At 65.2% G+C, this 13,642-nt stretch carries 12 protein-coding genes; 8 read left to right on the forward strand and 4 right to left on the reverse strand.

The genetic code is table 11. The features are described 5' to 3' along the window. Nucleotides 1-211 precede the first annotated feature (211 nt). A complete protein-coding gene (locus AB7531_RS33675; protein ID WP_063984908.1) occupies nucleotides 212-1,447 on the reverse strand; it encodes an MFS transporter in 1,236 nt (411 codons plus the stop codon). A 302-nt stretch (nucleotides 1,448-1,749) separates the two neighbouring features. Here AB7531_RS33675 and AB7531_RS33680 point away from each other — a divergent pair, with 302 nt between their 5' ends. The 8 genes from AB7531_RS33680 to AB7531_RS33715 all read left to right on the forward strand — a co-directional run bounded on the left by AB7531_RS33680 (nucleotide 1,750) and on the right by AB7531_RS33715 (nucleotide 10,831). Continuing rightward, nucleotides 1,750-2,505, forward strand: a complete 756-nt coding sequence (locus AB7531_RS33680) for an enoyl-CoA hydratase-related protein (RefSeq protein ID WP_028148179.1) — start codon at nucleotides 1,750-1,752, stop codon at nucleotides 2,503-2,505. A gap of 178 nt (nucleotides 2,506-2,683) precedes the next feature. Beyond that, entirely contained in the window at nucleotides 2,684-4,336 is a 1,653-nt protein-coding gene (locus AB7531_RS33685; protein WP_063984909.1) for a bifunctional metallophosphatase/5'-nucleotidase, read from the forward strand. 135 nt (nucleotides 4,337-4,471) lie between these two features. Then, nucleotides 4,472-5,401: a histone deacetylase family protein gene (locus tag AB7531_RS33690; RefSeq protein ID WP_063984910.1), complete on the forward strand. Its 930-nt coding sequence runs from the start codon at nucleotides 4,472-4,474 to the stop codon at nucleotides 5,399-5,401. Between the two features lie 67 nt (nucleotides 5,402-5,468). Beyond that, a complete protein-coding gene (locus tag AB7531_RS33695) occupies nucleotides 5,469-5,720 on the forward strand; it encodes an exodeoxyribonuclease VII small subunit (RefSeq protein WP_008132970.1) in 252 nt (83 codons plus the stop codon). Between the two features lie 589 nt (nucleotides 5,721-6,309). Then, nucleotides 6,310-8,238, forward strand: a complete 1,929-nt coding sequence (dxs, locus tag AB7531_RS33700; RefSeq protein WP_028148183.1) for a 1-deoxy-D-xylulose-5-phosphate synthase — start codon at nucleotides 6,310-6,312, stop codon at nucleotides 8,236-8,238. A gap of 37 nt (nucleotides 8,239-8,275) precedes the next feature. After that, the gene (locus AB7531_RS33705) at nucleotides 8,276-8,830 is read left to right on the forward strand and encodes a nucleoside 2-deoxyribosyltransferase (protein WP_063984911.1); all 555 of its coding nucleotides are present in this window, start codon (nucleotides 8,276-8,278) and stop codon (nucleotides 8,828-8,830) included. A gap of 26 nt (nucleotides 8,831-8,856) precedes the next feature. Then, the gene (locus AB7531_RS33710; protein WP_063984912.1) at nucleotides 8,857-9,591 is read left to right on the forward strand and encodes a TlyA family RNA methyltransferase; all 735 of its coding nucleotides are present in this window, start codon (nucleotides 8,857-8,859) and stop codon (nucleotides 9,589-9,591) included. Beyond that, nucleotides 9,584-10,831 carry a class I SAM-dependent RNA methyltransferase gene (locus tag AB7531_RS33715; protein WP_063984913.1) on the forward strand — a complete coding sequence of 416 codons (1,248 nt, stop codon included), beginning with the start codon at nucleotides 9,584-9,586 and terminating at the stop codon, nucleotides 10,829-10,831. Before AB7531_RS33710 ends, AB7531_RS33715 begins: the two co-directional genes overlap by 8 nt. 40 nt (nucleotides 10,832-10,871) lie before the next feature. On the opposite strand, the gene AB7531_RS33720 is transcribed toward AB7531_RS33715, so the two are convergent. From AB7531_RS33720 to AB7531_RS33730, 3 genes are read right to left on the reverse strand one after another with little or no spacing between them, the layout of a single operon-like run. Further along, the gene (locus AB7531_RS33720; RefSeq protein WP_063986589.1) at nucleotides 10,872-11,723 is read right to left on the reverse strand and encodes an ABC transporter permease; all 852 of its coding nucleotides are present in this window, start codon (nucleotides 11,721-11,723) and stop codon (nucleotides 10,872-10,874) included. Nucleotides 11,724-11,725: 2 nt separating this feature from the next. Continuing rightward, nucleotides 11,726-12,565 carry an ABC transporter ATP-binding protein gene (locus tag AB7531_RS33725; protein WP_084795245.1) on the reverse strand — a complete coding sequence of 280 codons (840 nt, stop codon included), beginning with the start codon at nucleotides 12,563-12,565 and terminating at the stop codon, nucleotides 11,726-11,728. Beyond that, nucleotides 12,562-13,608, reverse strand: coding sequence for an ABC transporter substrate-binding protein (locus AB7531_RS33730; RefSeq protein WP_063986590.1), 1,047 nt, complete (start codon nucleotides 13,606-13,608; stop codon nucleotides 12,562-12,564). The genes AB7531_RS33725 and AB7531_RS33730 overlap by 4 nt, the downstream gene beginning before the upstream one ends. Between the last annotated feature and the right edge of the window lie 34 nt (nucleotides 13,609-13,642).

Below are 13,642 nucleotides of genomic sequence, written 5' to 3' on the forward strand. Positions count from 1 at the left end.
TACTGCCAACGCGTTGTCATGGGAGATTTCTCCTCCTCCCCGCTGTCATTCCCCGCGAAAGCGGGGAATCCAGTACGCCGCGGCCTCGCGATAAAACAACAAACGTCTCGGCGTACTGGATCGCCCGATCAAGTCGGGCGATGACAGCGAACATGTGGGACGCACGTGCCACACTCGAGCCTATCCCGGATTGCGCTTCGCTCCATCCACCCTACGAAGCGGCGAGCTTCGCCCTTCTCCCCGGCCGCCACAGCACGATTCCCGCCGCCACGAGATCGAGCATCACACAGATCGCAAACGCGCTCGTGTAGTTGCCGGTGAAACTCCGCACGAGGCCGATGATGCCGGGGCCGAAGGCGCTGACGACGCCGCTGATCGACGTGCCCAATCCCATTGCGGCGGCAAAGGCGGCAGCGCCGATCTCGCGCTGGATGATCAAGGGTGGGAACGTGATCATGTTGCCAATCGAGAAGCCGTAGACGGCGCAGCAGACGAGCAGCACGGTCGGGTTCGTGCTTTGGAGAAGCACGAACAGCGCCGCCGCCTGGCTCGTCATCGACGCCGCGCAGGCGAGCCGCGGATCGAGCCGGTCGACGAACAGGCCGAGCGACAGGCGGCCGACCACCGCCATCGCCGCCATGATGGTGACCGCAAGGCCTGCGGCATAACGCCCGATCAGCGGCTCGAGGAACGTCACCTGGTGGATGATGAATCCCATCTGCGCCAGCAGCGCGATCGCGATCGGCAGCACCATGGTCCAGAACGCCGCGTTGGCGAGCAGCGTCTTGCGGGAATGGGCCGGCGCGGCCATGCCAGCGGACGAGCGGCCGCCCGATGCCGGCGATATCTGCGTCGGCCAGCCGATGAAGATGACAACCACCGGCAGCACCAGCACCACCATCGCCATCGTGGCGGCAAGCATGGCGGACTGGAAGCCGATGCTGCCGGTCAGCGACAGCAGCAGCGGAACGAGGACGATGCCGCCGCAGGTCGCGCCGTTGAAGGCGAGGCTGAGCGCGAGCCCGCGCCGCCGTTCGAACCAGGCGTTCAGCACGGTGGCGATCACCACGGTGCCCATGCCGGTCCAGCCGACCGACATCAGCGCATAGGCGAGATAAAGCTGCCAGGGCGTCTGCATCAGCGCCAGCAGCACGGTCGACGCGCCGAGCGCCGACAGGCCGCACAGGATCAGCGCGCGCAGCCCGATGCGGGCGAGCAGATCGTCGGTGAAGATGACGAGCACGGAGGTGAGGAGAAACGAGAAGGTGCTGGCCGCGGAGACCAGCGTGCCCGGCCAACCATGGGCGCGCTGGAGCTCGGCGAGATAGACGCCCTGGCCATAGAGGCCGAAGCCGAACATGAAGAAGGCCATCAGGAAACAGGCCAGCACGACGCGCCAGCCGCGATAACGCAGCGAGGATTCGTCAACGCCCGTTGCGGCAATCATCAAACGAGCAATCGGCCAAGTGGAACGGCATTGGGCAATCGTGCCCTACAACCCCCGGTTTTTCAAATGAAACATTGTAGCCATTTGTTGCAATGCGCAACTGCATGTGCGAAGCAATACAACCGGCATGATCCGGTGCGGTGCGGTTCCCGATCAGAAAAACGACAGCGCGCCATATGGCGGACTCACGAGGACGTTCTCGAAAAGGCCGAGCGGGCGGATTGGCACGCCTGCAAGATGATGTAGGCTGAGGCTTGCGAGACTCGCCAAGGCAAGCGTCGCGGCGACCGCAGGGGGCTCTCATGCCGAATGGCAATATCGTCGTCACCGAAGAGCGCGGAACGCGCGTCATCACCCTGCGCCGCCCGAGCAAGAAGAACGCGATCACGCAGGACATGTATCGCGAGATGAGCCGCGCGATCGACACCGCGCAGAACAATCCCGACATCCGCTGCATGATCATCACCGGCGGCTCCGGCGTGTTCACCGCCGGCGACGACATCGACGACTTCATGCAGGCCGAACCGAATTCCGAGACGCTGTCGGACGGCGCAAAATTTCTCTATTCGCTCGCCCTCAACGTCAAGCCGATCATCGCGGCCGTCGACGGCGCCTCGATCGGCATGGGCACCGTGATGCTGTTCCATTGCGACTATGTGCTTGCCTCGAACGCCGCGACCTTCTCCGCGCCCTATATCCATCTCGGGCTCGTTCCGGTCGGCGCGGCCAGCCTCCTGATGCCGAACACGATGGGCTACCAGCGCGCCTTCGCGATGCTGGTGATGGGGCGAACTTTCACCGCCGCGGAGGCGCACGCGGCAGGCTTCGTCAACACCGTGGTCTCGCCGGGACATACCGAGGTCGAGGCGCGCAAGGTGGCGCGCGATATCTGCCGGCTGCCGGCCGAGGCGGTCGCGGCCTCGCGCAAGCTGCTGCGCGCCGCGCCCGAGGAGCTCACCCGCCGCATCGACCAGGAGGCCCATCTGTTCGGCGAGCGGCTGAAGTCGGACGAGGCGATTGCCGCGTTCAAGGCGTTTGCGAATCGGAAGAAGAGGTAGGGGGCGGCCGGCGCCCAGCCAATGGTCGTCATTCCGGGGCGCGACGAAGTCGCGAGCCCGGAATCCATCGTGCGGCAGAGTTGGTGGATGAATGGATTCCGGGCTCGCGCTACGCGCGCCCCGGAATGACAGCGAGAACGTTCGTGAAATCTTCGCGGGGAACGACTAAACTTGTTCCATGCGATACGCCTTCCTATTCCTCCTTGCCGCTCTCGCCACCCTCCCCGCCTCGGCCCAGACCGCCGCGCCCGTCGAGCTGCGCATTCTCGCGATCAACGATTTCCACGGCAATCTGCGTCCGCCGCCGGGCGGCATCCGGATCGGGGATCCCGAGGACAAGAGCAAGAAGGTGACGGTCGCGGCCGGCGGCGCGGAGTATATGGCGACGCTGGTCAAGCAGCTGCGCGAGGGGCACACCAACACGATCTTCGTCGCCGCCGGCGACCTGATCGGCGCGAGCCCGTTCCTGTCGGCGATGTTTCACGACGAGCCCTCGGTCGAGTCGCTCTCGATGATGGGACTTGCGATCACATCGGTCGGCAATCACGAGTTCGACGAGGGCAAGACCGAGCTCTTGCGGATGCAGAACGGCGGCTGTCATCCGGTCGACGGCTGCCAGGGGCCGCATCCCTTCACCGGCGCCAAATTCCATTATCTCGCGGCTTCCACCATCGAGACCGCGACCGGCAAGAGCGTACTGCCGCCCTACGAGATCAGGGAGGTCGAGGGCATCCCCGTCGCCTTCATCGGACTGACCTTGAAGGAGACCGCGGGCATCGTCTCGCCCTCAGGCATTGCCGGGCTCGAATTCCGCGACGAGGCCGAGACGGTGAACGCGCTGGTGCCGCAGCTGAAGGCGCGTGGCGTCGAGGCGATCGTGGTGCTGATCCACCAGGGCGGTGAGCCCTCGGGCGACTACAATGAATGCCCTGCCATTACGGGGCCGATCGTCGACATCGTCAAGAAATTCGACCGCGCCGTCGACGTCGTCGTCAGCGGCCACACCCACCGCGCCTATGTCTGCGACATCGACGGGCGGCTCGTCACCAGCGGCGACAAATACGGCACGCTGGTCACCGCGATCGACCTCAAGCTCGATCCTGTAACCCGCGACATCGTCGGCGCCAAAGCCGAGAACGTCATCGTCGCCAATGCCTCGCTGGCGAAGGATCCCGAACAGACCGCCCTGATCGATGCCTATGACAAGCTGTCGGCACCGATTGCGAATCGCCCTGCCGGATCGGTGACGCAGACGCTGTCGCGCGTGCCGAACGAGGCCGGCGAGAGCGCACTCGGCGACGTCATCGCGGACGCTCAGCTCGCCGCGACGAAGGACGCCAAGGATGGCAGCGCTGTCATCGCGTTCACCAATCCCGGCGGCATCCGCACCGACATTGTTCCGAAGGAGAACGGCGCGGTGTCGTTCGGCGAACTGTTCGCGAGCCAGCCGTTCCGCAATCGCCTCGTTACGATGACGCTCACGGGCAGCCAGCTCAAGGACATGCTGGAGCAGCAATGGCTCGATCCGAAGCGCCCGCGGATTCTCCAGGTGTCGAACGGGTTCAGCTACACTTGGGATGCGACGAAACCTTTCGGCGAGCGAATCAGCATCGAGAAGGTGACGCTCAACGGCAAGCCGATCGAGCCTGGGAGCGGCTACCGCGTCACCGTCAACGATTACCTCGCCGTCGGCGGTGACGGTTTCACGGCCGCCAAACAAGGCACAGCGCAGCAATATGGCGGCTACGACGCGGACGCGCTGTTCGCCTTCTTCAGGGCACACGGACCGATCGGTCCGCTGCCGCCCACCCGCATCCTGCGCGTGAATTGATCCGGATCAAACGGACTTGTCCGGAACCACCCTTTGCCATCCCCGCCCAAGCGCTTAGATTGCGTTTTGCATTTGCGTTTTGGCTCGGGATGCGCCAAGCGACGTCAAGAGCCCGTTCCCTGTGAGGCCGACCTGATGAGCACGCTTCTCCTCTCCCACAAGGCCTGCCTCGACCACGTCACGCCGCCGGGACACCCTGAAAGGCCCGACCGCCTGCGGGCGGTGGAGGAAGCGCTGTCGCAGGAACGCTTCCAGTTCCTGGCGCGCGACCTGGCACCGGAAGGCGATCTCGATCTCGTGACGCTGTGCCACAACGAGCACTACGTCACCGAGCTGCGCCACATCGCGCCGACCAGCGGCCAAGTCTATATCGACGGCGACACCTCGATGTCACCAGGCACGTGGGAAGCAGTGATGCGCGGCGTCGGCGGCGCAGTGGCTGCGACCGAAGCGGTGATGAATGGCGAGCATCGCAACGCCTTCGTCGCGGTGCGCCCGCCCGGACATCACGCCGAGATCGGCAAGCCGATGGGCTTCTGCTTCTTCGACAATGCCGCGATCGCCGCGCGTCACGCGCAGCGCAAATACGGCGTCCAGCGCGCCGCCATCGTCGATTTCGACGTGCATCACGGCAACGGCACGCAGGACATCTTCTGGTCCGATCAGACCGTGATGTACTGCTCGACGCATCAGATGCCGCTGTTTCCGGGTACCGGCGCGAAGGGCGAGCGCGGCGACCACGACACCATCGTCAATGCGCCGCTCGCTTCCGAAGACGGCGGACCAGAATTCCGCGCCGCGTTCGAGCAACTGATCCTGCCGCGCCTCGAAAAATTCAGCCCCGAGCTTCTCGTCATCTCCGCGGGCTTCGATGCGCATTACCGCGATCCGCTGGCCTCGCTGAATTTGCGCGCGGAGGACTACACCTGGGTCACGCGCAAGCTGATGGACCTTGCCGACAAGTCCGCAGGGGGCCGCATTGTTTCGGTGCTCGAGGGCGGCTATGACCTGCAAGGATTGAAAGAATCTGTTACGGCGCATGTCGGCGCCCTGATGGGCGCTTGACGCACCCGCGCATTACGCCCGCAAAACTGCGCTTTTTCTCACGTGAAGCGGGCAATCGGAAACGGATATGGCCGAAAATACCCAAGTCGACGTCTCCAGGCTCACCTTCGAACGCGCCATCGAGGAGCTCGAAACCATCGTGAAGCGGCTCGAGGACGGCAAGGTGCCGCTCGAGGAATCCGTGACGATCTACGAGCGCGGCGAGGCGCTGAAGCGCCGCTGCGAGGAATTGCTGCGCCAAGCCGAGGCACGCGTCGACAAGATCACCACCGATGCCAGCGGCCAGGCCACCGGCACCGCACCGCTCGACGTGCAGTAAGGTCCCCGTTTCAAGCCGCCCGCCTCAAGCATCGGCCATCTGCAGTTTTTCATGATCGCACGCCGCTGTTTGGGCTTACAGCCCTCGGCGGCCAAGCACTGACATCGAAGAGTTCCCCCGGCCAGGGCCTCTCGGGCTCGCGAATCTGGCCAAAACGGCCTTCCTCTCGCCCAAAATGCAGGCGAGGAACCGGGCAAGACTGGAACCCATCCGCCGGCGCCAGGATTAACCAAGCTGGCCCGCGGGTTGCAGGTGCATACCCCTAAACGACCCTGCGGGTTGGCTTTGGCCCAAGCTTTGGTGTAAAGCTGCGCGGAGTGTGGCTTTTTGCAAGCCTTGCGTGGGCACAAATTACCGACGACAAGCGCTTCAAACTGCTAATGAAATTGGCTGGGACGGACGAAGCCGATCTAAGTGACAGGGATCACAGGGACTGAACCGGAGCGCACCTAAGCTCACCTAAGCTTGAAGACGGGGCCCTGCCCCATGCAGGTGGCTCCGACGGTTTAAGGACTCGCGCTGCGCCGATATTGTGCAAACCCATCGCGCACCGGAACGATCTTCCGGCGCTGACAAATTGGAAATCGCCGTGAACGCATACAGTAAAACGCCGCTTCTCGACACCATCCATACGCCGGATGACCTGCGCAAGCTCAAGATCGAGCAGGTTCGCCAGGTCGCCGACGAGCTGCGGCAAGAGACCATCGATGCCGTCTCGGTGACCGGCGGTCACTTCGGCGCCGGCCTCGGCGTGGTCGAGCTCACCACCGCGATCCATTATGTCTTCGACACGCCGCGCGACCGGCTGATCTGGGACGTCGGCCATCAGGCCTATCCGCACAAGATCCTCACCGGCCGGCGCGACCGCATCCGCACGCTGCGCACCGGCGGCGGCCTGTCCGGCTTCACCAAGCGCAGCGAGAGCGATTACGATCCGTTCGGCGCAGCGCATTCCTCGACCTCGATTTCCGCCGGCCTCGGCATGGCGGTCGCGCGCGACCTCTCCGGCGGCAAGAACAACGTTATCGCGGTGATCGGTGACGGCGCGATGTCAGCCGGCATGGCCTATGAAGCCATGAACAACGCCGGCGCCATGAACTCGCGCCTGATCGTGATCCTCAACGACAACGACATGTCGATCGCGCCGCCGGTCGGCGCGATGAGCGCCTATCTGTCGCGCCTCTACTCCGGCAAGACCTATCGCACGCTGCGCGATGCGGCCAAGCAGATCAACAAGCGCCTGCCCAAGATCATCGCCAACCGCGCCAACCGCGTCGAGGAATATTCGCGCGGCTTCATGATGGACGGCGGCACGCTGTTCGAGGAGCTCGGCTTCTATTATGTCGGCCCGATCGACGGTCATAACCTCGACCATCTGCTGCCCGTGCTGAAGAACGTGCGCGACATGGAGACCGGCCCGATCCTGGTCCACGTCGTGACTCAGAAGGGCAAGGGCTACGGCCCGGCGGAAGCTTCCGCCGACAAGTACCACGCGGTCGTCAAGTTCGACGTCGCGACCGGCACCCAGGCCAAGGCCAAGCCGAATGCGCCGGCCTACCAGAACGTGTTCGGCCAGAGCCTCGTCAAGGAAGCGCAGAAGGACGACAAGATCGTCGCCATCACCGCGGCGATGCCGTCCGGCACCGGCGTCGACATCTTCAACAAGGCCTTCCCGGACCGCACCTTCGACGTCGGCATCGCCGAGCAGCACGCGGTGACGTTCGCCGCCGGTCTTGCGAGCGAAGGCTACAAGCCGTTCTGCGCGATCTACTCGACCTTCCTGCAGCGCGGCTACGACCAGATCGTGCATGACGTCGCCATCCAGAACCTGCCGGTCCGCTTCGCCATCGACCGCGCCGGCCTCGTCGGCGCCGACGGCGCGACGCATGCCGGCTCGTTCGACAACGCCTATCTCGGCTGCCTGCCGAACATGGTGATCATGGCCGCGGCCGACGAAGCCGAGCTCGTGCACATGGTGGCGACCCAGGTCGCGATCGACGACCGTCCGAGCTCGCTGCGCTATCCGCGCGGCGAAGGCCGCGGCATCGAGATGCCCGAAGTCGGCGTTCCGCTCGAGGTCGGCAAGGGCCGCATGATTCGCCAGGGCAGCAAGATCGCATTGCTTTCCTTCGGTACGCGCCTCGCCGAATGCGAGAAGGCGGCCGACGAACTCGCCGCCCACGGCCTCTCCACCTCGATCGCCGATGCGCGCTTCATGAAGCCGCTCGACACCGAGCTGGTTCTCAAGCTCGCCCGCGACCACGAGATCCTGATCACGATCGAGGAAGGCTCGGTCGGCGGCTTCGGCTCGCATGTCGCGCAGTACCTGACCGATCAGGGCGCGCTCGACGGCGGCATGGTCAAGTTCCGCTCGATGGTGCTGCCCGACGTGTTCCAGGACCACGACACGCCGGCCGCGATGTACGGCCGTGCCGGTCTCGACGCCAAGGGCATCGTCGCCAAGGTGTTCGAGGCGCTGGGCAAGGACGTCAAGACCGAGACGGTCAAGCTCGCCTAACGGCGAGCTTCGACCTTCGCGAACCAGCGCGACCTTCATGAAAATCTATCTGGCAGGGCCCGACGTGTTCCTGCCGGATGCGGTTGAGATCGGCCGGCAAAAGGCCGCGATCTGCGCTGCGCATGGGCTCACCGGCCTCTATCCCCTCGACAACGCGATCGATCTCACCTCGCCCGACGCCTCGCGGCAGATCTTTTGCGGCAACGAGGCGATGATGGACGAAGCCGATGCCATCATCGCGAACCTCACCCCGTTCCGCGGTGCCGGCGCCGACCCCGGCACCGTCTACGAGCTCGGCTACATGGCCGGCCGCCGCAAGATTTGCCTGGCCTATTCCAACGACGGCGCCGTCTATGCCGACCGCGTCGGCCGCTTCATGGACGTGACCTCCGAGGACGGACGGCTGGTCGATGCACAGGGGCTGACGGTCGAGGATTTTGGCCTCGTCGACAACCTCATGATGATCCATGCGCTGGAGCTGCACGGCTGCCCGCTGGTGACGCCGGCGCAGATGCCGATCGACGTCTGGCACGATCTGGCCGCGTTCGAGGCTTGCGTCCGGATCGCGGCCGCGCGATTGATCGCACCATAGACGTTTCAGTCGCCTCCGGAGATCCGATGTCCCCTGCCCGCAAGCGTGCGGATGTTCTGCTGGTCGAGCGCGGCTTGTTCGAGAGCCGGGCGCGGGCGCGCGCGGCGATCGAGGCCGGGCTCGTCACCGCCGACGACAAGCAGGTCGCCAAACCCTCGGAGACGATCGCCGAGGACGCGGTGATCGTCGCCGAGCCTGCGCATCCCTATGTGTCGCGCGGCGGCGTCAAGCTCGCCGGCGCGCTGGAGCGCTACCCCATCGAGATCGAGGACCATGTCTGCCTCGACGTCGGCGCCTCCACCGGCGGTTTCACCGAGGTGCTGCTGGCGAACGGCGCCAGCCTGGTGTTCGCCATCGATGTCGGCACCAGCCAGCTGCATCCCTCGCTGCGCGACCATCCCAAGATCGTGTCGATGGAGGAGACCGACATCCGCAGCTATGACGGCAAACGGTTGCCGGCGCGGCCCGACGTCGTCGTCATCGACGTCAGCTTCATCTCGCTCAAGACGGTGCTGCCCGTGGCGCTGTCACTGGCGGCGGCGCCGATGAGCCTGCTGGCGCTGATCAAGCCGCAGTTCGAGGCCGATCGGAAGCACAACAAGAAGGGCATCATCCGCGACGCCGCCGTGCATCAGGAGATCTGCGACGACATCGCGGTCTTTGCCGCTTCGCTCGGCTGCACCGACATCGAGGTGTTCCCCTCCCCGATCACCGGCGGTGACGGCAATATCGAATTCTTCCTGGGCGCGCGCCGTGGTTGAGCGCATGAGGATCGATCACGTCGGCCATCGCGGCGACGGCGTCTCGCTCGCTGCGGGCGATCCCGTCTATGTGCCCTACGCGCTTGGCGGCGAGACCGTCGAGGTCGACCACGTCGCCGGCAGCCATCCCGACCGCCGCAAGCTGCTCGCGGTCGATGTCGCCAGCCCCGATCGCATCGAGCCGTTCTGTCCGCATTTCGGCGTCTGCGGCGGCTGCGCCATCCAGCACTGGGCGGCTGAGCCCTATCACGCGTGGAAGCGCGGCATCGTGGTCGAGACGCTGGCCCAGGCCGGGATCGACTGCGAGGTGGCGCCGCTGGTCGATGCCCATGGTGCCGGCCGCCGGCGCGTCACGCTGCACGGGCGGTTCGGCACGCATGACGTCCTCAAGGTCGGTTTCTCGGCGGCGAGCTCGCACGACGTGATCCCGATTCATCGCTGCCCGATCCTCGATCCCGGGCTCGAGGGCGCGCTCGATGCCGCCTGGGCGCTTGCCGAATCCCTGACGTCTAGGATGGCGGTGACGAAGCCGCTGGACATCCAGGTCACCGCGACCGCCAACGGCCTCGATGTCGACGTGCGCGGCTCCGGCCCGCTGCCGACGCCGCTGGTCACGGCGCTTTCGCGCGTCGCCGAGCAGCATCGGCTGGCGCGGCTGACGCGGCACGGCGAGCTGGTGCTGCAACGCCTGCCGCCGACGGTGCGGATGGGCCGCGCCGAGGTGACGCTGCCGCCGGGCTCGTTCCTGCAGGCAACGGTCGCGGGCGAGGAGACGCTGGCGTCGCTCGTCGCCGAGCGCGTCGGCAAGGCCAAGGAGGTTCTCGACCTCTTCTGCGGCGTCGGCCCGTTTGCCTTGAGGCTCGCCGAGAAGGCGCGCGTCACCGCCTATGACAACGACGCCGGCGCCGTCGCGGCGCTTGTGAAGGCTGCGCGCACACCCGGGCTGAAGCCGATCAAGGCCGAACCGCGCGACCTGTTCCGCCGCCCGCTGGTGCCGCCGGAGCTGCGCGACTTCGACGCCGTGGTGTTCGACCCGCCGCGCCAGGGCGCGCAGGCGCAGGCGCTGAAACTCGCTGCGAGCAAGGTACCCGTCGTGATCGCGGTGTCCTGCAACGCCGCAACCTTCGCTCGCGACGCCCGGCTCCTCATCGACGGCGGCTACAGGATCGAGACCGTGGTCCCGGTCGATCAGTTCCGCCACACGCCGCATGTGGAATTGGTGGCGCGGTTCACGCGCTGACGCGCTACCTGCCGCTCACCGTCCGAACCCTTCCAGACTGCTATGCCGACGGTTCGAATTGCGGCTGCCATCGCAGCAGGTAGGACTGCAGCGAGCGCACCGCGATCGCCAACAGGATTCCGACGAACATCATGACGAAGATGGCGACCATCATCTCGCTGGCATTGGCGCGCGCCTCGGCTTCGATGATGAGCTTGCCGAGCCCGCGCTCGGCGCCGATGAATTCGCCGACGATGACGCCGATCAGCGCGAAAGACACCGCCGGCAACAGCGACGCGAACACCCAGGCCAGCGCGGAGGGGATCACCACCGTGCGCAGCACGGTGAGTTCGCTGGCACCGAGCAGACGGGCAGCGGCGATCTGGTCGCGGTCGACCGCACGCGTTCCCTCGAAGGTGTTGAAGAACACCACGAAGAACACGACGAGCCATGCCGTGGCGATCTTGGAGAGATCGCCGAGGCCGAAGATCAGGATGACGAGCGGCACCAGCGCGATGCGCGGTATCGAGTTGAGCGCCACGACATAGGGCCCGAACACGCGGGCCAGGAAGTCCGAACGGCCGAGGACCAGGCCGGCCGCGATTCCGCTCGCTGAGCCGAAAAGAAATCCCCACCAGGTGTTCTTCAGCGTGACGAGCGTGGCGAGCCACAAATTGTTGTCGTTGCCGTTGATGCAGGCGGCAAAGCCGGCGGGATCGGCAAAGCAGCCAAGCCGCAGGAAGCTCTGCCAGATCAACGACGGCTTGGCGACGAAATAGGGATCGAGGATTTTCGGCACATAGGCCTTCGGCAACAGCGCCTTGCTCCATTCGAAGCCCCACTGCCAGACGACGAGAACCACCACGAGAATGGCCACTTGCCAGAACAGGACGGCGCTACGGCTGTTGGACATGATCATTCGGCCCTGGTGCGGCGGAATTCTTCGCCGAGGGAATGCCAGATGTGAGAGTAGAGGCGGCCGAATTCGGCGGTCTCGCGCACGTCCACGGGATCGCGCGGCCGCGGGATGGCGACGTCGAAATCTTCCTTGAGCCTCCCGGGCCGGGCCGAGAGCAGGATGATGCGGCTCGCCAGCGTCAAGGCCTCGCCGAGATCGTGGGTCACGAACAGCACAGTCTGCCGCTCGCGTTCCCATATCTCCAGCAGCGTCTTGTGCATCTCGAGTTTGGTGTGGGTGTCGAGCGCGCCGAACGGCTCATCCATCAGCAGGATCTCGGGCTCCATGATCAGCGTGCGCATCAAGGCGACGCGCTGACGCATGCCGCCGGACAGCATGCTGGGGAAGCTCTGTGCAAAGCCGGAGAGCCCGGCCTTCTCGACGGCCGAAGCGACGCGCCCGGCGCGCTCGGTCTTTCGCAGCCCCGCGATCTCCAGCCCATAGCCGATGTTCTGCTCCACGGTTCGCCAGGGAAACAGCGTGTCGCGCTGGAAGACATAGCCGACCCTGCGGTTGACCTTTCCGGTCTCAACCATGTCCTCATCGATCAGGATGCGTCCGCCCGAGCGCGGCAATAGCCCCGCAACCATGTTGAGGATGGTGCTCTTGCCGCAGCCGGACGGACCGAGCAGCGCGACGAACTCGCCTTGCTTGACCTCGAAGGAAACGTCATCGACCGCCACGAACTCGCGGCCGGACGCGTTGAAGCGCTTGGCGAGACCTCGCACCGCGATGCGGGTTCGCTCCTCCACCTCGTCTCGCGCGAGCGCGAATCCTGGGCCTGGCGCAGCGATCATTTGTATTTCGCCATCGCCGCCTGGAGGAAGCTCATGTCGACGACATCCTCGTATTTCGTCTCGGGAATATCCGTTCCCTTGCGGTACCAGGGCTTGGCCCCGCGTTCGAACGAGGACTTGTCGATGACGCCGTCATAGGCCCAGGTCGATTTGTCGAAGCCGAGCTCGGCGCTGACTGCATCGGGGTCGATGCCCGAGAAATATTTCGGCGTGACCAGTGCCTGTACGTCCGCGAGCGGCGTCGCCTTCACGAAAGCGATCGCGCGGTGGATCGCGTTCACATAGGCCTGCACCATCGCCTTGTCCTGCTCGATCGTGTCCTGGAGCGTGTAGATCACCAGCACGGGCAGCGTGCCGCCGAAATCCTTCTCGAATACGCCGGGCTTGGAGGTGTCGTAGATCGTCCTGCCAAAGCCCTTCTTCTCGACCTCGACGATCCAGCTTGGCGGCGCCATGATGGCGTCGAACTGCTTGGTCTGCAGCGACGGGAACATCGTGTTGGGTCCGCCGCCGGCGACCCAGTTCACCCTGTCGCCGAGCCCGCGCGTTTCGAACACATAGGTGCCGAACACCCAGGTGCCCGACCCGATCGCGGTGGCCGCGACGATCGGCTTGGCGCCGTCAGGCCGTTTATGCTCGGCGAGCTTCTCGACTGAATTGATACCGCCGTCGTAAAGGTCCTGCCGGACCACGATGTTGGCGTAGGAGCACACCATCTCGGTCGCGAGCAGGATCTTGCAGGGTTTGCCGCGCGCACTGAGCTGGAGCGGATGGCTGGCATCGCCGTGCGCGAACAGGGCTTGTCCCGCCGCCAGCGTCTGACGGCCGAACGTGCCGGCGTTACCGGTGACGAGCTTGGAGTCGAGACCTTCGTCCCTGAAGTAACCCTTCAGCTCGGCAATCATGCCGATGGCGTAGACCGGCGACACCGGCCCGAAGGCGAGCGATACCTGCTTGGTCTCGGCGCGGAGCTGCCCGGGCAGCATCGATGCGCCGGCCAATGTGGAGCCCGCGATCAGCGCCTGGCGTCTGGTGATGTTCATGTGCTCCTCCTTGATTCTTGTTTGATCGATCCGT

Source organism: Bradyrhizobium sp. 63_E2_N1_3, assembly GCF_052076005.1.
Lineage (GTDB): Bacteria > Pseudomonadota > Alphaproteobacteria > Rhizobiales > Xanthobacteraceae > Bradyrhizobium > Bradyrhizobium barranii.

Bases quoted from the DNA above. Each gene is read 5' to 3' on its own strand.
- AB7531_RS33685 (WP_063984909.1), top strand. From the start codon at position 2,684: ATGCGATACGCCTTCCTATTCCTCCTTGCCGCTCTCGCCACCCTCCCC.
- AB7531_RS33720 (WP_063986589.1), bottom strand. From the start codon at position 11,723: ATGTCCAACAGCCGTAGCGCCGTCCTGTTCTGGCAAGTGGCCATTCTC.
- AB7531_RS33695 (WP_008132970.1), top strand. From the start codon at position 5,469: ATGGCCGAAAATACCCAAGTCGACGTCTCCAGGCTCACCTTCGAACGC.
- AB7531_RS33675 (WP_063984908.1), bottom strand. From the start codon at position 1,447: ATGATTGCCGCAACGGGCGTTGACGAATCCTCGCTGCGTTATCGCGGC.
- AB7531_RS33725 (WP_084795245.1), bottom strand. From the start codon at position 12,565: ATGATCGCTGCGCCAGGCCCAGGATTCGCGCTCGCGCGAGACGAGGTG.
- AB7531_RS33690 (WP_063984910.1), top strand. From the start codon at position 4,472: ATGAGCACGCTTCTCCTCTCCCACAAGGCCTGCCTCGACCACGTCACG.
- AB7531_RS33680 (WP_028148179.1), top strand. From the start codon at position 1,750: ATGCCGAATGGCAATATCGTCGTCACCGAAGAGCGCGGAACGCGCGTC.
- AB7531_RS33710 (WP_063984912.1), top strand. From the start codon at position 8,857: ATGTCCCCTGCCCGCAAGCGTGCGGATGTTCTGCTGGTCGAGCGCGGC.
- AB7531_RS33705 (WP_063984911.1), top strand. From the start codon at position 8,276: ATGAAAATCTATCTGGCAGGGCCCGACGTGTTCCTGCCGGATGCGGTT.
- AB7531_RS33730 (WP_063986590.1), bottom strand. From the start codon at position 13,608: ATGAACATCACCAGACGCCAGGCGCTGATCGCGGGCTCCACATTGGCC.